General features: G+C 40.2%; 17 protein-coding genes. 13 read left to right on the top strand and 4 right to left on the bottom strand.

Features of this window, described 5'->3' with window-relative positions; all coding sequences use genetic code 11:
- Positions 1-19 precede the first annotated feature (19 nt).
- Both JYB62_RS00530 and JYB62_RS00525 read left to right on the top strand, forming a co-directional pair.
- Positions 20-874 carry an SdiA-regulated domain-containing protein gene (locus JYB62_RS00530; RefSeq protein ID WP_205643504.1) on the top strand — a complete coding sequence of 285 codons (855 nt, stop codon included), beginning with the start codon at positions 20-22 and terminating at the stop codon, positions 872-874.
- Positions 871-4512 carry a BamA/TamA family outer membrane protein gene (locus tag JYB62_RS00525; protein ID WP_205643503.1) on the top strand — a complete coding sequence of 1214 codons (3642 nt, stop codon included), beginning with the start codon at positions 871-873 and terminating at the stop codon, positions 4510-4512. The genes JYB62_RS00530 and JYB62_RS00525 overlap by 4 nt, the downstream gene beginning before the upstream one ends.
- On the opposite strand, the gene JYB62_RS00520 is transcribed toward JYB62_RS00525, so the two are convergent.
- Positions 4480-6858 (bottom strand): GAF domain-containing protein, encoded by a 2379-nt coding sequence (locus tag JYB62_RS00520; protein ID WP_205643502.1) that lies wholly within the window; start codon positions 6856-6858, stop codon positions 4480-4482. The two genes, JYB62_RS00525 and JYB62_RS00520, sit on opposite strands and share 33 nt — an antisense overlap.
- 219 nt (positions 6859-7077) lie before the next feature.
- On the opposite strand from JYB62_RS00520, the gene JYB62_RS00515 reads away from it, so the two are divergent.
- The 5 genes from JYB62_RS00515 to JYB62_RS00495 all read left to right on the top strand — a co-directional run bounded on the left by JYB62_RS00515 (position 7078) and on the right by JYB62_RS00495 (position 14589).
- Complete coding sequence (locus JYB62_RS00515; RefSeq protein ID WP_205643501.1) at positions 7078-9285, top strand: sodium-translocating pyrophosphatase; 2208 nt, start codon at positions 7078-7080, stop codon at positions 9283-9285.
- A 302-nt stretch (positions 9286-9587) separates the two neighbouring features.
- On the top strand, positions 9588-10895 hold the full coding sequence (locus JYB62_RS00510) for a D-alanyl-D-alanine carboxypeptidase (protein WP_205643500.1): 1308 nt from the start codon (positions 9588-9590) through the stop codon (positions 10893-10895).
- A gap of 44 nt (positions 10896-10939) precedes the next feature.
- Positions 10940-13012 (top strand): S9 family peptidase, encoded by a 2073-nt coding sequence (locus tag JYB62_RS00505; protein WP_205643499.1) that lies wholly within the window; start codon positions 10940-10942, stop codon positions 13010-13012.
- Entirely contained in the window at positions 13013-13399 is a 387-nt protein-coding gene (gloA2, locus tag JYB62_RS00500) for an SMU1112c/YaeR family gloxylase I-like metalloprotein (protein WP_205643498.1), read from the top strand.
- 446 nt (positions 13400-13845) lie between these two features.
- Positions 13846-14589 carry a DUF1835 domain-containing protein gene (locus JYB62_RS00495; RefSeq protein WP_205643497.1) on the top strand — a complete coding sequence of 248 codons (744 nt, stop codon included), beginning with the start codon at positions 13846-13848 and terminating at the stop codon, positions 14587-14589.
- 14 nt (positions 14590-14603) lie between these two features.
- On the opposite strand, the gene JYB62_RS00490 is transcribed toward JYB62_RS00495, so the two are convergent.
- Entirely contained in the window at positions 14604-15197 is a 594-nt protein-coding gene (locus JYB62_RS00490) for a hypothetical protein (protein ID WP_205643496.1), read from the bottom strand.
- A complete protein-coding gene (locus JYB62_RS00485; RefSeq protein ID WP_205643495.1) occupies positions 15188-15694 on the bottom strand; it encodes a sigma-70 family RNA polymerase sigma factor in 507 nt (168 codons plus the stop codon). The genes JYB62_RS00490 and JYB62_RS00485 overlap by 10 nt, the downstream gene beginning before the upstream one ends.
- 151 nt (positions 15695-15845) lie before the next feature.
- On the opposite strand from JYB62_RS00485, the gene JYB62_RS00480 reads away from it, so the two are divergent.
- The 3 genes from JYB62_RS00480 to priA are packed head-to-tail and all read left to right on the top strand — an operon-like array spanning position 15846 to position 21397.
- Positions 15846-16826, top strand: coding sequence for a GSCFA domain-containing protein (locus tag JYB62_RS00480; protein ID WP_205643494.1), 981 nt, complete (start codon positions 15846-15848; stop codon positions 16824-16826).
- Between the two features lie 7 nt (positions 16827-16833).
- Positions 16834-18870 carry a thioredoxin domain-containing protein gene (locus JYB62_RS00475; RefSeq protein ID WP_205643493.1) on the top strand — a complete coding sequence of 679 codons (2037 nt, stop codon included), beginning with the start codon at positions 16834-16836 and terminating at the stop codon, positions 18868-18870.
- Between the two features lie 4 nt (positions 18871-18874).
- A complete protein-coding gene (gene priA, locus JYB62_RS00470; RefSeq protein WP_205643492.1) occupies positions 18875-21397 on the top strand; it encodes a replication restart helicase PriA in 2523 nt (840 codons plus the stop codon).
- Here priA and JYB62_RS00465 read toward each other — a convergent pair.
- Positions 21394-22281 carry an alpha/beta hydrolase gene (locus tag JYB62_RS00465; protein WP_205643491.1) on the bottom strand — a complete coding sequence of 296 codons (888 nt, stop codon included), beginning with the start codon at positions 22279-22281 and terminating at the stop codon, positions 21394-21396. The genes priA and JYB62_RS00465 overlap by 4 nt on opposite strands.
- 178 nt (positions 22282-22459) lie before the next feature.
- On the opposite strand from JYB62_RS00465, the gene JYB62_RS00460 reads away from it, so the two are divergent.
- The 3 genes from JYB62_RS00460 to JYB62_RS00450 are packed head-to-tail and all read left to right on the top strand — an operon-like array spanning position 22460 to position 25484.
- Positions 22460-23545 (top strand): efflux RND transporter periplasmic adaptor subunit, encoded by a 1086-nt coding sequence (locus JYB62_RS00460; protein ID WP_205643490.1) that lies wholly within the window; start codon positions 22460-22462, stop codon positions 23543-23545.
- On the top strand, positions 23542-24798 hold the full coding sequence (locus tag JYB62_RS00455; protein ID WP_205643489.1) for an ABC transporter permease: 1257 nt from the start codon (positions 23542-23544) through the stop codon (positions 24796-24798). The genes JYB62_RS00460 and JYB62_RS00455 overlap by 4 nt, the downstream gene beginning before the upstream one ends.
- A complete protein-coding gene (locus JYB62_RS00450) occupies positions 24795-25484 on the top strand; it encodes an ABC transporter ATP-binding protein (protein ID WP_205643488.1) in 690 nt (229 codons plus the stop codon). The genes JYB62_RS00455 and JYB62_RS00450 overlap by 4 nt, the downstream gene beginning before the upstream one ends.
- Positions 25485-25658: the final 174 nt, after the last annotated feature.

Here is a 25658-nt window from a genome sequence, read left to right as displayed (position 1 = left end):
TATTAGTTCTCGATCATACATGAACCAAATATCTAATATATCCATTTTTTGCTTTCTGCTTTTAAGTCAATGTTATTCACAGGATAAGCGGGCAGATTATTACAGTTTTCCCTCCCATTACTCTTTGGAAAATGTGGAAAAATTCAACCTCTCCAATGATTTGGAGGAAATCTCTGGGCTGGAATGGATCAATGAACAAACCCTTTGGGCGATTGAAGATGAGTCTTCCGTTATTTTTGAATTAAATCCTAACTCAGGCAAAATCACTGATAAAAAAAAGTTTGCCAAAAACAAAGACATTGAAGATATCATGCTCATGGGCAATGAAGCCTGGGTCCTTCAAAGTAATGGAAACCTCTATCAAGTAGAGGAACCATTAACGGAATATAGTAACACGACTATCCATAAATTCCCTATTCAAGAAAAACGAGATTTTGAGGCATTGATCAAATCTGCGGACGAACCTCTCATTTGGATTTTTTGCAAAGTCTGTAGTTGGGATAAAAGCTCCAATAAATCCTCAGTTTTTGCTTTCAATTTAGAGTCTATGAGTTTTGAAGAGGATGCCAATTTTATTCTTAAGAATGAGCAATTGGAACCATTATTAAAGGAAGATGATTTTAAGAAAGTCAAAATGCAACCATCTGCTATTGCTTTCCATCCCATCGAAAAAAAATACTACCTCTTATCTTCAAGTGACCACTGGCTTATGGTATTAGATCAAGAATTTAACCCTGTTAGCTTTCATCATTTAAACCCGGCTCTTTTCAAGCAACCGGAAGGGATTACTTTTTCCAAAGATGGGACACTTTTCATTTCGAATGAAGCCAGGGATGGCCGACCCAATATTCTTATATTCCCTTATCAGCCATGAAAAAGCTGTTTCTCTACATCCTTACTCTTTTCTGGGTAGTTAGTACCAATGCCCAAGAAGCTGACTTAAAGTTCAGGCTTTATTTAATTGGGGATGCAGGGGAATTAGAAAACAAACATCATCCAGTTGTTGAAAAAGTAAAACAAAAGGCGCTTTCGGAACCGAATTTACCCACTCATATCCTCTACCTAGGAGATAATATTTATCCATTAGGAATGCCATCGATTAGTGATGAAGATCGACCAGAAGCAGAAGCCATATTGAAAACTCAGCTTGATTTATTTTCTTCTATTTCCGGGAAAATCTGGATGGTCCCAGGAAATCATGATTGGAAAAAGGGAAAGTCTGAAGGTTGGAATCGAATACTGTATGCTGAAGAATATATTGAAGACAATTACCCTACTGAAAAAGTCAATTTAGTCCCTTCTGGAGGTTGCCCTGGTCCTTACCTAACACTACTTGATTCAGAAACATTGCTGATTGCCTTTGATAGCCAATGGTGGCTGCATTCCAAAGACAAGCCAGGCGTTGAATCCGATTGTGAATTCAAAACCGAAGAGGAAATTTTAGCTTCACTGGCCTATACCCTGGAAGAGAATCAAGATAAAACCATTGTATTTGCCATGCACCATCCCATGCGCGCTTATGGACCGCATAATGGGGCATATAGCTGGAAAGACCATCTTTTCCCTTTAACAGCAGCCTCAGAAAACCTGTATATTCCTTTACCTGTAGTCGGTTCAATCTATCCATTGTATAGATCTTGGTTTGGAGATATTCAGGACATCCCTCATCCTAAGTATGAAGCCATGATCAAAGCACTGGATCGGCTTTTTGATTCACATCCCAATGTCATTCAAGTTGCTGGTCATGAACATGGCCTTTTTTATACCAAAGAGGGAAATACCCATTATGTAGTTAGCGGGGCAGGAGCGAAAAACACCTATATCAAAAAAAATAACCCAGCGGAATTCACCTATCCCAAACAAGGGTATGCCACCTTGGATTTTTATGAAAACCATCAGGTAAAGCTCACTTTTTTTGACCCTTTAAAAGAAGCTCCTTTATATGAATCTGAACTGATACAGCCATTTGCAGATACCCCTGCAGAGTTACAATTATTTGATAGAAACCTTCCGAAAGAAGTAACCGAACCCATTTCCTTACAGTACCTGCATGGCAAGGCGTATCAGGCATTTTTAGGCACTAACTATCGGGAGACCTGGGCAATCCCAGTTACCTTTCCTTCTTTGGATTTGACTCAGGAAAAAGGAGGCCTCAAGATCACCAAAAGAGGTGGTGGCATGCAAACCCGTTCACTTCGCTTAGAAAATCCCGAGGGAAAGGAATTTGTATTGAGGTCTATCAACAAATATCCTGAAAATGCACTTTCCGTTCCGCTGAGGCAGACCATAGCCAAGGAAGTTGTTCAAGATCAAATCTCATCCTCTCATCCCTACGCTGCTATGGCCGTTGCCAGGCTAGCCCATGCAGTTGGAGTGATTCATACCAATCCCTCTATTGTGTATCTACCTGATGACCCCTTGCTAGGAGTTTATCGAAAAACCTTTGCGGACCAACTCTATCTCTTCGAAGAGCGGGAAATTGGCCATTCGGATGCCCCGAAAGACATTGAGTTTTTCAGCACCGACAAGATGTTGAAAAAAATCAAGAAGGATAATGACAACCAGGTAAATCAAAAGGAAGTGCTCAAAGCAAGGATTTTTGACCTTTGGATTGCGGATTGGGACAGACATGATGATCAATGGAGATGGGTTGGAGAGAAAAATAAAGGTGATTGGGAATTTAAACCCATGCCAAGAGATCGTGATCAGGCATTCTTCCTGAATGAAGGCTTCTTTCCAAAACTGGCCAGTAGACCTTGGTTGAACCCTAAATTCCAAGGTTTCGGTTATGAACTGAAAAATGTAAATGGGTTCATGTTTAACGGCAGGTATTTTGACCGTAGCTTTTTGAATAATCTGGACCAGAAGGATTGGGAAAAAGTACTGGACAACCTGCTTCCTAAACTAACGGAAGAAGAAATCGATCATGCATTGGATTCATGGCCTGACACGGTCAAAAAACATGACGGGGTTGAAATAAAAGCAAAACTGCTACACAGAAAAACCTGGCTCAAAGAAAAATCTCTGGAATACTACCATTTTTTAGCATTAAATGTCAATGTAGTAGGTTCCAATAAAAACGAGGAGTTTGAAGTCAAACATTATCCAGACGGAAATGTAAAAGTGGAAGTTCGCAAGATTAGTAAATCAGGCAACATAAAGCAGAAAATTTTTGACCGAACATTCCTCCCTGATGAAACAAAAGAAATCCGACTCTATGGTCTGGAAGGAGAAGACAAATTTATTTTTGAAGGAGAAGGTCCTGGAGATATTAAAATTAGAGTCATCCCAGGTAAAGGTGATAAGGAATATGAGGATGATGCTGATTTGAAGAAAACTTCCCAGCTTATCTATCAGTCAAAAAATGAAAAAACTCAAATCCAATCCGGATCTTCGTCCAAAATAATCAAAGCCTATAAACCCAATTTATTGGAGTACAATAGAAAAGAATTTAAGTATGACAAAGTGATGCCTCTAGCATCTGTGGAATTCAATAAAGATGACGGGATATTCTTTGGCGCTGGAGTTTTGTGGGAAAAGCAGGGGTTTAAAAAAGAGCCTTATGCCATCAGACAAAGCTTAAAAGGGAACTGGGCTTTTAAAACCAATGCCTTTAATCTGGACTATGAAGGTCATGCGGTCGATGTTTTAAATAACTGGGATTTAGTATGGAAAGCAGATATAAAAGCCCCAGACTATGCCTTCAACTTTTTCGGCCAAGGAAATGAATCCACTTACAACCCTGAAAATTTTGAGATCCGCTATTACCGAGCACGTTTTAGCTGGTATGAATTATCCACTGGGCTTCAAACTAACCTTGGTGAAAGTGGCACCTTAACCATTGGACCACATTATCAGGTGTATCGATTTGATCCGGATGATAATGAAGGAAAATTTATAACAAGTCCTGAGTCTGGTTTAGACCAGGAGGATATTGATCAAGCCAAGTTCTATTCAGGGGTAACTGCTCAGGTCAATTTCGACAAAAGGGATAATGAGCATATACCTACCCGAGGGTTCCTTTTTCAAAATCAGCTTAAACGAAGCTGGGGTTTAAATAAGGCTTCCAATAACTTCACTCGGTTTGACACTGAATTGGCTTTGTATTGGTCATTCAATTACCCCTCCAGAATGGTATGGGCCACTCGATTCGGAGCCGGAAAAAACTGGGGAAATTACGCCTATTTTCAAGGTCAAATCCTAGGAGGAATGGACAATTTAAGAGGATTTCGCCGCTACCGATTCAATGGAAAAGCAGTAGCCTACAATAACACGGAAGTGAGGATTCAGGTGTTCAACCTAAAAACTTACATTTTACCAGCTACTGTAGGCGTGTTAGGGTTTCATGACATTGGTAGAGTTTGGATGGAAAACGAAAAATCTAATAAATGGCACAATACCTTTGGCTTGGGAGTATGGCTCGCACCATTAAACCAAATCGTTGCTACCATTTCTCTAGGTTTTAATAACGAAGAAACCTTACCCTTCTTTTCTTTCGGCTATCAGTTTTGAGAAAATCTCCTGATTCTCATGAGTCCTTTCTTTGACTGTGACCCGAATCGCTTTCATCCCATATACCCCTTGCATTTCTTCCAACTCTAGCTCTTCCACTTCTTTGGTCAACAAATTCTTATTCTGTAGATACTTGATAAAGTCCAAGTACTCTCTAGCCTCTTTTTCCTGAGAATAAACTATCGCAATTTTTCCAAGCTGGTTCAAGCGTTCTCTTGAATCTTTTACCAAAGCCTTATCAATGCGCTTTTTGATAATTTCGTATCGAATGTTGTAAGCTCCCTCTACATCAAATTTTCGTTCGTCCAACCTAAAACTGATTGAGATCGGTGTACTGTGTGCCAAAATCATTTGAGTCACATCCAATGGATACTCCAATTCGTTCTTTTGATGGGCAACCAAATGAACCGTTTCGATTAAGGTCTGTAATTGCCAAAGCCTTAGATTCTTTAAATACAGCGGATCATACTTCTGGTCTTTGACCAAAGACTGTCCAATGTAAATATTATACTCTATCCCATCAGTTTTGAATTTTTCAAAATAATGGGGGAACATTTGCTGCACCTTGGCTTCCTCTTTTTCGAGATAGTTACCAATTACTTGGTTTATTTTGGAAAGACTTTTTTCGAAGGAATTCCTATTGGTACTAACCACTCCCAGTTTAGCATCCAAAGCTTTGAAGTAGGTATTTACATCCACTTCAAGGTCTTCAAAATTATTTTTTAGGTAGTTAAATGCAGGCTCTAAATCATAATGGAAAAAGTCTGTGATTTTCACCTCTTCATCACTTACCAACATAAAGTTAATTCGCTTTTCGAACTCCTCAATTTGATCTATCAATCGATCCATCAATGGAAGAAAATGAACTTCTTTAGCCTTTCGCAAGACCTTTTTTGCTAAGGCCAACTGTATTTGAAAATCATCTTGAATGGCACTGTTCCGTTCTACTGATGAATTTTTTACATCCACAGCCGCATACAACGGATAGACATCGTTAAAAACAATGGGTTTAATTTCAGGACTTCCACCTTCCTCTTCCTCTAACACATAATCCAATGCGATCTCGTCAAACTTCCACTCTACTACAGGATGTATTGCGGTGAAATTTTTCCGTATGATGCTTTTGATTTTTTGGTCTAACACCTCAGCTTGCCTGTTTAGAGCCAAAGAAAGCGAGGGGGCTAAATAATCTAAAGTCACTAACATCAATGGATCAAAAGTCTGCTCCTGAAAAGAACAAACTTCCAAAACCCCTACTAAATCTCCATTATGCCTCAAAGGGTACAAAATAATTTCCCTGACTCCCATCTCATTCAACTTCACACCCAACGGCAATTTTTCTCTCGCAACATCCAAATCATTCAGAAAAATCGGTTTTTCAACTGTTGACAACAACTCCAATACAGCCTGGTAACTTTTTTCACAACCTTCTCCACACAATTGTTTGATCAAATAACTATAAGCAAGTCTGCTTTCAGTCATCACTATCCTCCCATTGATGGTTTGTAAAACCGCCAGTCCTACTTTTATTCCGGGCTTTCCTAATAAGCTTTTGACGGAATCTTCTACAATTTCCATAAAAGACTCCGCTGTTACTTGTTCTTGGTTTAATACAGCTTCATTTAAAGTAGCTACACTTTGAGCGACGGTAAGGTCCTGAGCCTCCATCAAAATAAAGCCGTGGAATTCAAACATCTCCAATGGCAACAACTCCATCCATTTTTCCACATCGTAATGGTTGGGCTTATTACTGGAACAAAATTCTGACTTTCGCTTAATTTCAGGAAGAGGGATCTTAGGAACTACCTTTACAAACTGCGAATTGATTTGGATTTGATAATGCCTAGTAAAGCCTTCAGAACTGGGAACCTTAAAGACTAGGGGGTAAATCTCATTGATTTTGATCCCATAAAGTTGGTCGAGGATCAATGCATAGACATGCAGCATTTTATGAAAAAAAATCCGCTCTTCATTGAGATTGTAAGGGATCTTTACTTCTCCTTCTGGGGTCAAAAATTCCTTTTTGAAGGCAGGGGTACAATAAATCGGGTTGTAATCGAATGGCTTAGATAAACCTAATATTTTATTTTCTTCCTGACCGGATAAAGGGAAAAGTGAACTTAAGATCAAACTAAAACCTAGCTTATTTTTATCTTTCAATACATCTTCTCTCTCGATAGGAAATTTACTCAGATCAGGATAATCCTTCATTCGTGTCAAATAATCTTGATACAAACAAGTACTTGGATTCTCTTTATCACTTAGCTTTTCCCACTGTTCAAAAAGCAGATTAAAGTCTAAAAATGAATTAAACTTTAAATCGGAAAGCATTTTTTCACTTTTCATACTAAGTTCGATGTGTTATAGAAATTAACTTATTTTCAGCAAATAAGTTCCATTAACGAGCCCAATCTTAATCTTGACTTGGTTTTATTGCTAAATCCTCAATAAAATAGGTTTTTCTTCTTATTATACAGTGATTTCTTTGGAGTTGTCGCCTTCAAGAGAAATTCTATATTTGCTCAGTTGATAATCAATAAATCCAATTTAGTATTACGAATTTATATGGAAAACGCGCTTATTTATTTGGTCCCAGCATTGGGAATTTTAGGTCTCATCGTAATGGCCATAAAATCTTCCTGGGTTACGAAACAAGAAACAGGAGATAAGACCATGGTGGAACTGGCGGGCTATATCGCCGATGGTGCCATGGCATTTCTTAGGGCAGAATGGAAGGTACTTGGTTACTTTGCCGTCATTGCCATGATTCTATTAGGATGGTCAGGAATGATGGTAGAAACATCAAGCCCGGTCATTGCCATTTCATTTTTAATTGGTGCATTTTTCTCGGCTTTTGCAGGATTTATCGGAATGCGTATCGCTACCAAAGCGAATGTACGAACTACTCAGGCTGCAAGAACAAGCCTGAAGCAAGCCCTCAAAGTGTCATTTACAGGAGGATCTGTCATGGGACTTGGAGTTGCAGGACTTGCCGTATTGGGTTTAGGCTCTCTGTTCATTTTCTTCTACCATCTTTACGTACAGAGCGTAGGAGCTGGAGTAAATGGCGTCGAGATGGAAAAAGCCTTGGAAGTATTGGCAGGCTTCTCTTTGGGTGCAGAATCCATCGCATTATTTGCAAGAGTAGGCGGTGGTATCTATACCAAAGCCGCTGACGTAGGTGCAGATTTAGTTGGAAAAGTTGAAGCAGGAATCCCTGAAGATGATGTGAGAAATCCGGCCACCATTGCAGATAATGTGGGAGATAATGTAGGCGATGTAGCAGGTATGGGAGCTGACCTTTTTGGATCCTACGTAGCTACTATCCTAGCCACCATGGTATTGGGAAGAGAAATTGTTTCTGTAGATGCATTTGGAGGAATAGCACCTATTCTACTACCCATGATTCTTGCGGGATTGGGAATTGTGTTTTCTATCATAGGAATGGCATTCGTAACCATTAAAGATGAAAAAGGAGATGTTCAAAAAGCATTGAACATGGGAAACTGGTCTTCTATCATCTTTACGGGTATTGCTTCTTTCTTTGTTGTACAATACATGCTACCTGAAACCCTTTCGATCAGAGGGTATGCGTTTTCGAACATGGACGTATTTTATGCCATCATTCTGGGATTGATCGTGGGAACTTTGATGAGTATTATTACAGAGTATTATACTGCGATGGGTAAAAGACCTGTCCTATCGATTATAAAGCAATCCGCTACAGGACATGCTACCAACATAATCGGTGGTTTATCTGTAGGAATGGAATCCACTGTATTACCGATTTTGGTATTAGCAGGTGGAATCTATGGAGCTTATGAATTTGCAGGATTGTACGGAGTAGCGATTGCAGCTGCAGGAATGATGGCGACTACGGCCATGCAGTTAGCGATTGATGCATTTGGACCCATTGCGGATAATGCAGGAGGAATTGCGGAAATGAGCCAGCTTCCAGAAGAGGTAAGAGGTAGAACAGATATTTTAGATGCGGTAGGAAATACCACAGCAGCTACCGGAAAAGGCTTTGCTATTGCTTCAGCAGCATTGACATCTCTGGCATTATTTGCAGCATTTGTTGGAATAGCAGGAATTGATGCCATTGACATCTATAAAGCGGATGTATTGGCAGGACTATTTGTCGGAGGTATGATTCCATTTATTTTCTCCTCTCTCGCCATTGCAGCAGTAGGTAGAGCAGCCATGGACATGGTGAATGAAGTTCGACGTCAGTTTAGGGAAATCCCTGGAATCATGGAGTATAAAGCCAAGCCTGAATATGACAAATGTGTTGAAATCTCCACAAAAGCTTCAATTCGTGAAATGATTGCCCCAGGAGCTATCGCCTTGATCACTCCCATTATTGTAGGTTTTACTTTTGGACCCGAGGTGTTGGGAGGTTTACTTGCGGGGGTAACTGTTTCAGGAGTCTTGATGGGAATGTTTCAATCCAATGCAGGTGGTGCATGGGATAATGCAAAAAAATCCTTTGAAAAAGGAGTGGAAATAGATGGCGAAATGTACTACAAGAAGTCAGAACCACATAAAGCTTCTGTTACTGGTGATACAGTAGGAGATCCCTTTAAAGACACTTCTGGACCTTCCATGAATATCTTGATCAAATTGATGTCTATCGTGGCATTGGTAATTGCCCCACATATTAGCCATGTTTCTCATGGATCCGAAATGGCTGAACGAGTTGAGGTAAAAAAGGAAATCAAATATGAAGATGGAAAGAAGATCGTAACGGAAACAAAAAAAGTAATCCACTAAGACCACCCTCCTTTCATATAAAGCCACTTCAAATTGAAGTGGCTTTTTTTGGGCTATAAATTCCGAATCATCTATTTAATGCAGTTATTCAAAATATATTCCTACATCCTGAAACAGGATACGATGGCAGAAGATTGGCCTATCCCGATAGCGAAGTAAGTAGAAATGAAAACAACGTCCCTACTGTTACGTTACTGGACAAAATCTAGTAAGACCAATAATCCTTTTATTATAAACCTAAGTCTCCTATCCATTCAATAGGAGACTTTTTTTATTTATCTTTTGATAGAAATCCCCAACCTATGAAGAAATTACTTATTGGAATATTGGTACTTTTCAGTTCCTGTACCGTCCAAAAAATCAATAAATCACTGAACAAATCAGAGATTCTCAATAAAGGGCACATGGGTTTTATGCTTCTCGACCCTGAAAAGGGTGAAGTCTTGGTGGATATCAATTCGGATAAATATTTTATCCCTGCTTCCAACACCAAACTATTCACCTTCTATACCTCTTACTCCGTATTGGGCGATGATTTGGTCAATGGACTGAACTACATAGAAAAAGGCGATTCCTTAATTTTCTGGGGGACAGGAGATCCCGGCTTATTGCATCCAGACCTACAAAATGAAGTAGCACTTCAATTTTTAAAATCCTCCAACAAAAACTTATTCCTGCTAGACAATTTTGACCAAGTGGATGCCTTCGGCCCAGGATGGTCATGGGATTGGTATAATTATTATTATGCGACCGAGCGATCGGCCATGCCCATTTTTGGAAATGTGGTACGAATCCAACAGGACTCTACGGAACAAACATTTAGGGTAATTCCAGAACGTTTCAAGCCTGATTTAACTGGAACGATAACCGAGGACTGGAAAGGGTACCGATTTAGAAGAGATCGTTTTGAAAACAAGTTCTCCTATCAAACAGCTGACCGGGTAGAGGTAAAAGAATTTGAACAAGACATTCCATTTGTAACCAGTTCAGAGTTCATAGCAAAGCTTCTAGCAGAAAAAACGGGGAAAGAGATCACAATTATTCAAGATAAGGAAATAGGAAAATTAGACCCGAAAAAACTTCAAACCACCCCTGCAGATAGCATATATGCACAAATGATGAAAATTTCGGACAACTTCCTAGCTGAACAATTAATGCTATTGGTTTCCGATCAACTGACCAACCAACTCAGTACATCGGATGCCATCGACTATGCAAAAGAAAATCTGTTAGCTGATTTACCGGATGAACCCTTATGGGTGGATGGTTCTGGTCTATCCGCAAAAAACATGTTTACTCCTCGTTCAATCATTGCCTTACTCGGAAAGATTAGAGCAGAGGTTCCTCTCGAAAAAATCAAAGCCTATTTTCCCGCAGGAGGTGAATCCGGAACCATCAAGAATTGGTACAAAGCAGATCAAGGACAACCTGCTTACATCTATGCCAAAACAGGAACATTGAGCATGAGTAATGCACTCAGTGGATACCTCATTACCAAGAGTGGTAAAATCCTGCATTTTTCCTGTATTCTGAATAATTATGCCTTACCTTCTTCTCAATTGAAAACAGAGTTAGAAAAAACACTTTACCTGATTCATGACAAGTACTAAGCATGCGAGTCTTCAATCTTTCCAATCATTTAACCACCTCCTATATGAAACCTAACCATTTTCTTACGCTTGTATTTTTTCTTCTTGCCCATGTGTTGTGTGCCCAAAATTTCACCATGGAACAAGTAGGAAAATTTTCCTTTCCCTCCGAATTAACCAGCTCTCCCACTGGAGAAAAAATAGCCTGGGCCATGAATGAACAAGGGAAGCGAAATGTTTACCTAGCGGAGGGCCCAGGCTTCACTCCAAAAAAAATCACTCCGTTTGATAAAGATGATGGACAAGAGATTTCAAGCCTTCAGTTTTCTCCTGATGGAAAATGGCTAGTATTTGTAAGAGGCGGAGATCATGGAGGAGGGAATGCATCCTCCACCGTCAATGCACAAAATCTACCTACTCTCCCCAAAGTAGAAATTTGGAAAATAAATCTAACTACTCAACAAATTGAGGTGGTAGCAGAAGCGGATGATCCTGTATTCGGTCCTCCGCATCAACTTTTATTTTTGAAAGGAGGCCAGGTTTGGGCGGTAGATTTAGATAGTTCAGAGAAGCCAAGCCAACTCTTTGAAATCAAGGGCAACATCAATGAGCTCAGCTATTCTCCTGATGGGCAGCAGCTCGCATTTGTCGTCAACAGAGGCTCCCATTCTATGATAGGCGTCTTTCAAAATCCCGAAACTTCCATTCAATGGGTATCTCCCTCTTTCCATCGAGATTCCAATATTCACTGGTCTCCTGATGGCAAAAAGATTGCCTTTATCAGAAGACCTGGGGGCAGTGGTGCTGCATTCCCTATTTTAGAACCTAGACACAATCCCTGGGAAATTTGGGTAGCAAATATAGGATCAGAAAAGGGGCAAAAACTATGGGAAGCTCCCAAAACCTTAGCAGCATCCTATGTCTATCCTTTCTTTGATTTCTCAGGAAATGAAGACTTGGTATACTTATCCTATGAAGATGGCTGGCAACATTTATATGCTCTGAATATTAATTCCAAAGTTTCCAAATTATTGACGCCTGGAAATTACATGGTGGAACAAATTAAGCTCAGCCCAGATGGAAAAAAGCTTGTTTTCTCCGCAAATACCGGTACAGAACCAGAAGATTTAGACAGAAGACATATTGGATCCATTGAGGTTTCTTCGGGAAAATTGACTTGGGAAACTACCGGTACCGGTATCGAGGCATACCCAGTTTGGGTGGGTGAATCTGGAAAATTGGCCTTCTTCAGTGCTACTGCTCAAAGGTCACATTTGGTAAAAGTTAAAGATGGGAATAGTACGCAATTACTTGGTGAATACCTCATACCCACTGACTTTCCACAAAACCAATTGGTCACTCCAAAACAAGTGAAATTCACCGCCCCTGATGGAACCACCGTTTATGGACAGTTATTTGAAAAAGAAGGCGGAGCCTCCACCAAGCCAGCAGTAGTTTTTGTGCATGGAGGTCCCCAGAGACAAATGCTGTTAGGTTGGAGTTATATGGATTATTATTCCAATACCTATTCTATTAATCAATACTTGGCCAATTTGGGTTTCGTTGTGCTATCTGTCAATTATAGACTGGGAATTGGCTACGGCTACGAATTTCATAAACCAGCTGGAGCCTACTTTCAAGGCGCGGTTGAATACCAGGACGTAAAAGCTGCAGGTGAATATTTGGCAAATTTACCTCAGGTGAATCCGGAAAAAATTGGGATTTATGGAGGTTCTTATGGTGGGTTTTTAACTGCCTTGGCTTTGGCAAGAGATTCAGATTTATTTAAAGTAGGTGTAGATATTCATGGAGTACATGATCTGGATGGAAGGTATGACCTTTCTCCGAATTATGAACAAGCTCCAGACCTGGATTTGGCAAGAAAAACTGCCTGGGAATCTTCTCCGATAGCTGACCTAGACACTTGGACCTCCCCTGTTTTATTTATCCATGCGGATGATGATAGAAATGTACCGGTTAGACAAACCGTGGATTTAATCCGAAGATTTGAGGAATTGGGCAAGCCGTATGAATCCATAATCATTCCTGGTGACACACACCATTGGATGAAATGGTCGAATATGATTCGTGTGGATCAAGCAACTGCTGATTTTCTACAGAAACACCTCATGGATTAAATGTACTTATCACGAGTCCATCATATTGCCATCATATGTTCTGATTACCAGCTGTCCAAAAAATTCTATACGGAGGTCTTAGGACTGAAAATCATAAGAGAGGTTTATAGGAAAGAAAGAGCATCCTATAAATTGGACTTGGAATTAAATGGAAATTATATCATTGAACTATTTTCCTTTCCGGCTCCTCCGAAGCGACCCTCCAGGCCAGAGGCAGCAGGAATGCGGCATTTGGCTTTTGCTACCCCAAATCTAGATTCTTGCGTCGCAGAATTATCAAAACGGCAAATTGAATCTGAGCCTATTCGTGTAGATGAGCATACGGGAAGGCGATTTACTTTCCTTGCAGATCCTGATGACTTGCCCATCGAATTTTATGAAGAATGAATAATAAATCCTTATAAAATAGCAGAATTTAAAAAAGGAGCTAGCAAGTCTTAGGCACAAGATTTTTTTGAATTCGGTTGAAAACGAAACCAGAAAAAAAGATGGTTTTAAGCTGTTAGAAATTTTTCAGCAAGAAACAAGAACAGGCACAGAATTGTGAGAACCGAGTATCATTGGGTATGGAAGATTTACTAATTCCTATAAATCCGGAGGAGAAGAAGAATGGTTTCCCGTAGGATTCTCTCCAAGAAAGCAATCACTTTCCATTTACCTAATGAAAAGTTTTTCCGATCTTGAAGAAACATTAAATCAATTGGGGAAATACAAAACCAGCAAAGGCTGTTTATAAATCAATAAATTATCTGATATAAATGAGTCTGTCCTTCGAACTTTGATTCGTGAGTGTTATTCCCAAATCATGAAACAGGACCAAAAATCAACCTAGCATGTTACACATTTTAAATGGAGATTCTTTAGCCTCAAAATTCCCTCCCGATATTCATGGCCAACGCGCCGTGGTCAGAGAATGCCTTTTAGATGGACCAGTAGAAGCCCAATCCTTGGAAGAATTATGGGTAATCAGGGATGAATACCTAACTTCTCACTATGGAAGTAAAGAAAAAGGGTACTTTGAAAAAGTGGTTCCTGAATTTGAAACAATATTAACCGCTAGATCGGATGAAAAGGTTTATTGCTGGTTTGAGAAAGATCTTTTCTGCCAGGTAAACTTATGGTTTGTCATGAACCTACTCAGAAAACACCAAGGAGAAGTTTATTTAATCATTCCCGAAAAAGCAGATCTCCGGTTGGGTTTTGCTGAATTGAATGAACGGCAACTGCATGAACATTTCAGAGATGCTCGTTTACTAACCAAAAATGAAAGATCTATCTTGGGAAACTTATGGACTCTGTATCAACTTCAACATATCGACGAAGCTATGACACTTGCTAAGCAAGATCATTATGAGCTTCCCTTTTTATTGGAAGCTGTACAGGCGTGGAAAGATGCCATTCCCCATGGAACTTATCCTGGAAAGCCAAAAGCCACCCTTTTAGAGATTTTAGACGAACTTAAGACAGATGACTTCAAGAAAATATTTTTAGAATTCATCAAAAGAGCACCCATATATGGTTTTGGTGACCTACAGATAAAAAGACTATTGGAAGAAATAAAAAAAGAAGCTGTTTAACAGCTTCTTTTTTGCTACTCCAATTCGGTCAACATATTTTCAGATGCAAGGATGACTCTTTTATACCTGTTATATACCCATCGACTGAACAATACCATAAACAGCAAACCTCCTGGTATATAAAGCATCCAAAAAATAGGCCTCGACATCATCTCCGAAGTACCTTGCAATTCATTAATGGGAGGCATGATCGTAATAAGCAGGACTGCACCTAATACCATTCCGTATTTCTGAACCTTCCAAAACCTGATCTTGCTTTTTGCAAATTTATCCAACATTTCCGCAGGAGCATCTCCATGGATTTTAACAGACCTCATGGCCTTGATTGATGCTAAACTAGCTGTAGGCAAGACAATCATGATGGCAATGGTCAACAAAGCAAATAGCTGATTATACCATAGTTCTAATTCTGAAAATCGAATCATAAAATAAATAGCATATCCATAACAAATGATGGACCCTATGATTTCCGGAAGCCTGATTCCATTGAGTTTGTTCCTGAATTTCTGCTTGGTGATTTCCATTAATAACTCCTTTTGAATTTTATCCTGTTTTTCAATTTTTTGGCTTAGATCAGCCCATAATGATTGCATCTCTTCTAATTCCATATCTTAGTTGGTTTAGGTGTGGCTTCAGATTTTAGTTTTTGCTTGATTCGGGACATTCGAGTCCCCACATTGCTCGTGGATATACCAGTAATCTGTCCAATTTCCTCATAGCTCTTCCCCTCCAAAAAAAGAAACATGATTCCTCGATCCAGTAAATTCAGATTCCTGATCTGTGCATAAAGCCATTTGATCTTTTCTTCTTTTTCTGAATCAACCGACTCTGAATAATTCATAAAAGAATGATCCAAAGACACCAATAAGGGTTTCTTCTTTGATTTATTTAAATGAGTGATCGCCGTATTCATCCCCACACGATAAAGCCAGGTACTTGGCTTGGAAGCCTTTTTAAATTGATCAAATGACTTCCAAGTTTGATAAACAATTTCCTGATACAAATCATCTTGTTCTTCCTTTTCATTGGAATACACCAAGGTAATCTTGTAGATCAGCCCTTGATTCTCCTGAATTAGATTGACGAATTCTTCTTCCTTACTCATTTACTTGGTTTTACTCATTAGTCTCATTATCAAGAAAAAAATCACAGTTCACCTCATTTATTTTCAAAAAAATCAATTTGAATCGAAAATCCATTCTTTGATTCATATCCAAAAACCTGTCTTCTAAAATACCAATTGCTTATTTTCGAATATGCAATGGACCACAAGTTTTGAAATCCCTCCCCATCCAAAACCTATTTCTTACACTGATAAGATCCTCAGCCTAGGCTCTTGCTTTGCAGAAACTATGGGAAAAAGAATGCAGGAATCAAAAATGGATATTTTAATCAATCCATTTGGAACCCTCTTCCACCCTATTCCTATTTGCCAGTTGCTCGAAGCTGCTTTGGAAGATCAATACCTTCCTGAGTCCCTATTTCTAGAACGGGATGGAATGCATTTTCATTATTGGGCACATTCCCAAGTGATGGGCTATTCTTTTGAGGAACTAAGAGGTAGATTGACAGGAGAACGATTTCTCACCAAGGAATACCTCTTATCCAGTAATTATTTGATTTTGACTCTAGGAACAGCTTGGCTATATGAATTGGCTGAAAGTTCGGAACCCGTAGCCAACTGCCATAAGCAGCCGGGGAAATTATTTACAAAAAGACTGACTGGCTTGGAAGAAATGTCCAACCATCTCTCACGGGTTTTTAAAAAGCTTAAAGAAAAGAATCCCCATTTGCAGATCATATTAACACTTAGTCCAGTAAGACATATCAAAGATGGCATTCCAGAAAATCAAATGAGCAAGAGTCTATTGAGGGTATTGTGCGGTGAGTTTGCCAATAAATATGAACAGGTCCACTATTTCCCTTCCTATGAAATCATGGTAGATGAGTTAAGGGAATATCGCTTTTATAAACCTGATTTGATCCACCCTACCTTACAAGCCGAAGATTATATCTGGAGCAAGTGGCAAAATTCCTTGTTCACAGAAGAGTCCCAAGGATTGTTTGAAAAAATTAAAAGTGTCAAACTGGAGCTTGGGCATAGACCATTGAACCCAAAAAGCATCGCACATCAAAAATTCCTTCAAAACTTAAAAGAGAAACTGGAACGATTGAACAGTCAAATTGATTTTTCTAAAGAACTGGAGACCGTAACCAACACGCTTTCCGAATTCTGAATCTACCATGAGCAAACCTTCCAATAGGCTGATCAATAGCCAAAGCCCCTACCTTCTACAACATGCCCATAATCCGGTCGACTGGTACCCATGGGGACCTGAAGCCTTGAGAAGGGCCGAAATAGAAAATAAACCCATCATTGTGTCCATCGGATATTCTGCATGTCATTGGTGCCATGTCATGGAGCGGGAAAGCTTTGAAGACCAGATCACTGCGGATCTGATGAATGAAAATTTTGTATGCATCAAAATTGACAGGGAAGAAAGACCAGACATAGACAACATCTACATGGATGCGGTGCAAGCCATGGGACTTCAGGGAGGTTGGCCTTTGAACGTATTTTTGATGCCGAACCAAAAGCCATTTTATGGAGGCACCTATTTTCCGAATCCCCAATGGAAAAATCTATTGGCAAATATCGCAGATGCCTTTGCCAAACATGAAGACCAATTGGCAGAAAGCGCAGCCGGATTTGGAATCAGTATTTCCAAAAAAGAAACAGAAAAATATGGAATCGTTCCTGGAGAAGCGGAATTAGATCCAGATGATTTAGCTGAGATCATCACCAAATTAAGCAGTCAATTTGATCCTGATTGGGGAGGAATGAACCGAATCCCAAAATTCCCCATGCCTGCAATCTGGAATTTTGTATTGGACTATGCCTTGTTAAGCAACAGCCAATTACTAATCGAAAAGGTCCTGTTTACTCTTCGCAAAATCGGTATGGGCGGAATATACGATCATCTCCGAGGGGGTTTTGCCCGCTATTCGGTAGATGGTGAATGGTTTGCTCCACATTTTGAAAAGATGCTTTATGACAACGGCCAATTATTGGAACTCTATGCCAAGGCCTATCAAGTAAGCAAAGAAGATTTTTTCTTGGAGAAAGTAAATGAAACCATCCAGTGGCTTTCGGAAGAAATGCTACAAGAGGAAGGAGCTTTTCAAGCAGCGCAAGACGCCGATAGCGAAGGAGTAGAAGGAAAATTCTACACTTGGACTTATGAGGAACTTGAACAAGTCATTCCGGAACACCTAGCCTGGTTCGCAGAACTTTACAACTTGAAGTCCACTGGTAATTGGGAAGAAGGTGTGAATATCTTATTCCAGACCTCCACTTACGCTACCGTGGCCGCAATTCATGGAATGACTGAAGAGGAGTTGATTTCAAAGCTGGCAGAGGTAAAAAGCCAGTTACTATCTGTAAGAAACCGAAGAATCCACCCTGGAAAAGACGATAAAATTTTAAGTGGTTGGAATAGTTTAATGTCCATAGGCTTAATTCAATCCTATTATGCAAGCGGAAACTCAGAAGTATTAAAGCTAGCCATTCAAAACAGAGAATTCATAGCCAAAAAGATGACGATTGGAGGAAAGTTGTTCCGATCCTATAAAAATGGACAAGCCTATACTCCTGCATTCCTAGAAGATTATGCTGCACTCATCCGAACAGACCTGATGCTGTTTGAGGCAACCGGAACTTCATCCTACCTTGATGCAGCTGTATCCTTAACAGACATTTGCTTGAATGAGTTTTTCGATGAAGGCGATGGCTTCTTCTATTTTAATAACCCTAACTCAGAAAAACTGATTGCCAATAAAAAAGAGCTGTTTGACAATGTCATTCCTGCTTCCAATTCCATCATGGCAAGAAATTTACACCGGCTTTCTTTGTTTACCTATGAGGAAAAATATCAGGAAATGGCCAATAAAATGCTAGGAGGAATGAAGGAGTTAATTCTCAAAGAACCCGGATTTCTTTGTAACTGGGCCAACCTGTATTTGGAAAAACTGGTTCCTACCGCTGAAATCGCCATTGTAGGTAAAGGCGCTACCCAACTCGCTTTCGAATTGAAGCAACTCTACCTTGCCAATACACTCGTGGCCTATTCTGAAGAATTGACAGAAACTGCCCCAATACTTCAGGGAAAAACCCCTGATTCCAATGGAAATGCCTTAATTTATGTTTGCTTCGACCATGCCTGCCAAAAGCCGGTAAATACCATCGAAGAAGCAATTTCTCAACTACCCTATTTAGCCTGATTCCTTGGAAAGTTTGATTACTCATCCAGATTTATTCCCAGACGAAGGAAACAATACCTTTGCTGATATCATCTTGCCGGTACCCATTCCAAGGATGTTTACCTATCGAATTCCTGCTGCTTTGGTCCCCCAAGTACAGATTGGAGCAAGAGTCATCGTGCAGTTTGGAAGAAAAAAGGTATTGACAGGGATCATCGGCAAGGTGCACTCGAAACCTCCCAAGGCATACGAAGCAAAGCCAATTTTAGACATTCTGGATGAACAACCTACTGTCAACCCACTTCAAATTCGATTTTGGGTCTGGATGGCAGAATACTATTGTTGCCATATCGGAGAAGTCATGCTGGCCGCATTACCTTCTGGACTCCGGCTGAGCAGCGAAAGTAAAGTACAACTCCACCCTAATTTCGTCGCTGAAGAAAGTCAATACCCATTGGATGCCCGGGAAGAACTGATTTTGGAAGCTTTGGAAAACAAGGCGGAACTCAGCTATGAGGATTGTGAGAAAATATTGGGCATCAAGACCATCCATCCCATCCTCAAAAGTCTGGTCTATAAGGAAGCCATTCTGATTTTTGAACGTGTTCAGGATAAATACACACCCAAAGTTGAAACCAGAATCCGTTTAAAGCAGGAAATCGCAGAAGACAAACAAACTCTGGAACAGCTCTTCGAGCAGCTTTCTGGTAAGGTAAAGCAGGAATCCATTCTCTTAAAATACCTGCGGGATATCCCTGTGTTTAATAATCCTAGTCTGAATGAAAAAGGCTTGGACAAAACTTCCTTATTGGAAGAAGGTGATTCCGAAAGCTCCCTTAAAACGCTAATCAAAAATGGTGTTTTTGAGTCCTTTAAGCAGGTAGTCAATAGAATTGATGAAACGGAAGTAACCGCAGGGGAAATTATACTTTCAGAAAGACAGGAACTCGCCATCTCAGAAATCAAATCCCATTTTGACACCAAGTCCACGGTATTGCTTCATGGGATTACCGGAAGTGGAAAAACGGAAATCTATATTCAACTGATCAAAGAAGTACTGGAATCGGGTTCCCAAGTATTGATGTTACTTCCAGAAATTGCCTTGACTACTCAAATTGTATCCAGGCTAAAACAAGTTTTTGGGGGTCAAATGGGCGTTTACCACTCCAAATACTCAGACAATGAACGCGTTGAAGTTTGGAATGGCGTCATCTCCGGAAGATTTCCTTTTGTAGTAGGGGTACGATCATCCATCTTTTTACCATTCGACAGCTTAGGAATGATTATCGTGGATGAGGAACATGAATCCAGCTACAAGCAGTTTGATCCAGCTCCAAGATTTCAAGCCCGGGATTCCGCCATTATGCTGGCCTATTTTCATCAGGCAAAAACCTTATTGGGATCCGCTACTCCTTCTTTTGAATCTTATTTCAATGCCACAGAAACCCTAAAATATGGATTGGTAGAGCTCTCAGAGCGCTATGGAAAATCCAACTTACCTGAATTCCACTTAGCAGATCTTGGAGCCGACAAGCGAAAAAACCTGCTTAAAGTCGACTCCACCAGAATGATGCGTGAGAAAATCCAAGAGGCATTGAGCAAGCAGGAGCAAGTCCTGATTTTCCAGAATAGAAGAGGGTACTCTCCTTACATCCAATGTGAAGACTGCGGATGGACGGGGCAATGCATTCAGTGCGATGTAAGTCTTACCTATCATCAATTCGCCGAGGAGTTGAGATGCCATTACTGCGGCTATAAAGAGAAAGTCCCTGTTTCCTGCCCAGCTTGTGGAGGAAATCACTTGACCACAATGGGCATGGGTACAGAACGAATTGAAGAATCCTTGAGCCTGTTATTCCCGGAAGCTAGAATAGGAAGAATGGACTTGGATACCACCAGAAGCAAATATGGGTATCAAAAATTACTGGATGAATTTGGTTCGGGTCATATAGATATCTTAGTAGGTACCCAAATGATCACTAAAGGACTAGATTTCGGAAATGTAACGGTGGTCGGAGTTTGGGATGGGGATCGGATTTTAAATTTCCCGGATTTCAGGTCGGGAGAACGGGCATACCAACAAATCACTCAAGTAGCAGGTAGAGCCGGAAGAAGGGAAGCCAAAGGAAATGTCATTATCCAAACCCGAAAAGCAGATGAGGCTATTTATCAACAAGTTATCAAGGGAGATTATTTGGAGTTTTACCAACATGAAATTCATGAACGGAAAAAATTCTATTATCCTCCTTATGTCAAACTGATTAAAATCACTACCAGACACACCGATTTCAAAACTGCGGAAAAAGCTGCCATGGAATTGCATCGACAAATGGCAGGGGTCGCGGTGAAGAAGATTGTTTTAGGTCCTGAAAAAGCATTGATTGGCAGAATTAAAAACCAATACCAATTCGAAAGTTTGATCAAGTTGGACCGCTCCGGTGCCTCGCAAACTGAATTCAAAACGCAAATTGCTCAAATTCAGGAACAAATTACGGCTAAACCAGAATTTCGATCGGTGCGGTTTATTGTAGACGTGGACCCCAATTAAGGTTTCAAGCTCGTCGCTTTTCTTGCCTCACTTGCTTCTTTCCGAATAAAGCCCAATACATCATCATATCCCTGACTCCCAGTCCAAAAAAACTGAGTAATCATTGGGATATGCTTTTTGTGAGGATAAAACTCGTAGGACACCTCCACTTCTTCCTCTTCTGCTTTTTCCAAAAATCGGTCGATGCTTTTTGAAATCGATGGATAGGTTCGTTCCCCCTCCAATATCAGCAAAGGGATTTTCTGCCCTTCTAAAAAGTAAATAGGAGAATAGCTTTTCCAAACATCCGGATTTTCGGTAAAAGTCTTGAAATACTTCTCTCCATCAGATGGATAATCACTTAAAAACCAATACATATCCAAGCCTGCAGGGTCAATCAAAATCCCTCCTTTGATGGGATTATCCATTTTCAACTCCTCAAAATATTTATTATTAGTGGACAACACAGCCGCTAAATGGGCACCTGCAGAATGTCCCGAAATAAAGATCTGATCCGGGCTTCCCCCATATTTGGCTATATTTTCTTTGGTCCATCGAACTGCATGGGCTGCAGTTTTGACCATTTCCTCCACCTGATAATCGGGTGAAAGCGGATAATCCGCAATCACAGTCACTACCTCTCTTCGCGCCATTCTACTTCCTAAAAAATCATAGATTTCCTTTTTGCCACTTTCCCAACTTCCTCCATACAAAAAGATCATTACGGGTAGACTATCTGCTTTTTTAGGAGAAAACACATTCAGGCTTTTTGTTGGAATGGAGGCATCCAAGTCTGAATTGGTGTACTCGAGCCCTTTGTATCGATGTACTCCCTTAAACGCACAGGAATTTAAAATCAAGAGCGCCAAGACCAAAAAATATCTACAGGTAACTAGGTGGTTCATAGATAGCGGTAGCCGAAAACAATGACTACTAAAATAACTTAATCTTACGGAATATGGAATTAAAAAATCAAGTGTTTCAATAAAACTGGACTTATCCCATAATTGTCCTTATTTTCAGGTAAGCAAAATCCAACTTTCCACTCAAAGGATCCCTATGAGAAAATTCAGCTTTGAGTACATGAGTATCCCAATAATTTTATTGGGCCTTCTCTTCTTTATTTTTTCCTGTAGTAATGGTTCCGGAGAACGAATCAGTCCAGAAGTAAAATCCATTACCGAATCAGTCTATGCTTCTGGCAATATCAAAGCCATCGATCAATACGATGCGTTTACCAATGCAAGCGGCCCAATTCAGGAGATTTTTGTAGAAGAAGGAGATTCAGTGTCCATTGGAACTCCCCTATTGGCAGTATTTAGTGAGCGTGAAAAACTCAGTAGGGAAAATGCAGAACTCGCCAAATCCTATGCAGACCTACAGGCTAATCAATCTCGGCTCCGAGACCTGCAACTTGCCATTGACCTCAATAAAAGTAAGATGCTAAATGATTCCTTGCTGTATGTTAGACAAAAAAGCCTGCATGATCAAAACATTGGAACAGAGATAGAATTTGAGCAAAAGAAGCTAAACTGGGAAAATTCAAAGACAGCATACGAATCTGCTTTGATTAGATACAAAGACCTCAAACGTGAAATCGAATACAATTCCAGCAGTGCTTCCAAGAATTTAGCCATCAGCAAGGTCCTGGAGAGTGACTATGTTCTGAAAAGTAAAATCAATGGTAAAGTGTATGCTCTTTTGAAAGAACGAGGGGAAATGGTGACTCCTCAGGTGGCGTTGGCAGTCCTGGGAAGTGCAGACGATTTCATTTTGGAACTACAGGTAGATGAATACGATATTTCGAAAGTGGAAGTAGGACAACGGGTTTCTGTTTCCATGGACAGCTATAAAGGGCAGGCCTTCGAAGCGGTAGTGAGTAAAATCTACCCTTTGATGGATATGCAAAGTAAAAGCTTTAAAGTGGAAGCCAAATTCTCCAAATCTCCCCCACAGTTGTATCCCAACCTGACTTTGGAAGCGAATATCATCACGGAAGTGAAAGAACAAACCTTGGTCATCCCTCGAGCCTATTTGATTGCAGATTCTCTTGTAATCAATGAAAATGAAGATACATTAATCGTCAAGGTAGGAATCAGAAATTATCAATTTGCAGAGATCTTAGAGGGAATTGATGCTTCCACTGTTTTATTGAAACCTGCATTATGAAGTGGGGATTGATCATAGAGATCTCTCAGGCTTTGATGACAGCCAGACTCAAGCAAACCTTGGTAGCTGCAATTGGAGTCACTTTCAGTATCACCATGTTTGTGACTTTGCTGGGTTTTATGAATGGGCTCAACGAGATGCTTGATGGTTTGGTATTGAACCGAACTCCTCATATTAGATTTTACAATGAAATCAAACCCAATCCCGATCAGCCGGTAGATATCAGCGATGAATTTTCCAATTCCTTAAACTTCATCCGGTCCATTCGACCAAGTACCAGCAGACTTTCTATTTATAACAGTGAGTCCATTATGCACGCTTTGGAAGAAGATCCAAGGGTTACTGGAATCAGTCCCAAAATTGCCGCTCAGGTATTTTTCAATGTGGGAACCATAGATATCACAGGCGTAGTCAACGGAATTGATGTAGATAAGGAAGCAGAATTGTTTGCTTTCCAAGATTATGTGACTACCGGAGATTATGAGGACCTCAAACAAACCAATAGCATTATCCTAGGTAAAGGAGCAGCCGATCGGATGTTAGCAGATATTGGAGATGTAATCCAGGCCACCACCGCCAATGGAAATAAAATCCAATTGAAAGTGGTGGGCTATTACCAATCCGGACTAGGAGATTATGACAACGCCAATAGTTTTGCCAGTATTTCTACGGTGCAAAAGATGCTAGGCGAACCATCCTCCTACATTACAGACATTCAAATCAAACTTACGGATTTAGACCTAGCTCCTTCCATGGCAAAAGAATACAGGGAAATTTTCGGAATTGATGCGGACGATATTCAAACGGTCAACGCACAGTTTGAAACCGGAACCTACATCCGAACTCTGATCAGTTATGCAGTAGGAATTACACTTCTAGTAGTTTCTGGCTTTGGAATTTACAATATTCTCAACATGATGATTTATGAGAAATTGGACACCATCGCCATCCTAAAAGCAATTGGTTTCAATTCCCAAGATGTAAAGAGGATTTTTATAAGCATTGCCTTGGTCATCGGAGTGGTTGGGGGAAGTATTGGCTTGATTTTAGGCTTTCTAGCCTGTTTGGGCATAGAACGAATCCCCTTTGAAACAGAAGCATTGCCTACCATCAAAACTTTTCCGGTAGATTTTAATGTGAAATACTATTTAATCGGTGGGATTTTCAGTGTAGTTACCACTTATTTCGCCGGCTATTTCCCAGCCAGAAAAGCCAGTGGTGTGGATCCAGTAGATATTATCAGAGGAAAATGAGTCTGGAAAAGAAAAGCGTTTTAGAAGCGAAAGACATAGACAAATATTTCTATAACCCGGTTAAAACCCAGGTCCTAAAGAAGGTAACCTTTCGAATCAATCGGGGAGAGTTTGTCTCGGTGGTAGGTAAATCCGGTTGTGGGAAGTCTACGCTCCTTTATATTTTATCCACCATGGACACGGCATTTGATGGGAAATTATGGATGGATCAGGAGTTGATATCCGGAAAACCTGCCAACTACCTAGCCAAGCTTAGAAATGAAAAAATCGGTTTTGTATTCCAGTTTCACTACCTGCTCAATGAATTCTCTGTATTGGAGAACATTATGATTCCGGGATTGAAACTTGGGAAATATTCCCGACAAGAACTGGAACACCGGGCTATGGAAAAGCTCAAGATTTTTGATATGGAGGATCATGCTTTGAAAAAAGCCTACCAACTTTCTGGTGGTCAAAAGCAGCGGGTTGCCATTGCCAGGGCCTTAATCAACGATCCCTTATTGATCATGGGAGATGAACCTACTGGAAACCTGGACAAAAAGAACTCTGACATTGTGTATAACAAGTTCAAGGAATTGGCTCAGGAATTCGGACAGACCATGCTGATCGTCACCCACGATACCGAATTCGCATCCGGCACTGATCGCATCATCGAAATGGAAGATGGAAAGGTGATCCGGCATTGATACAGTGGTCAGTATTCAGTAGCAGTTTGCAGATAACTTTTATAGTTGTTGAAAAAATCAGAAGGCTAAAGTCAGAAAGCTGAAAATGGTTTCTAGGTTCAGATAATGTCTAGCAGTTTACTGACCCTGTAAGGGTCTAATATCTATAGCCAGGTATGAAATCCTGAGGAACGA

This window comes from Algoriphagus lutimaris, from assembly GCF_017051705.1.
Classification (GTDB): Bacteria; Bacteroidota; Bacteroidia; order Cytophagales; family Cyclobacteriaceae; genus Algoriphagus; species Algoriphagus lutimaris.
This window is presented reverse-complemented; position numbering and strand designations above follow the sequence as displayed.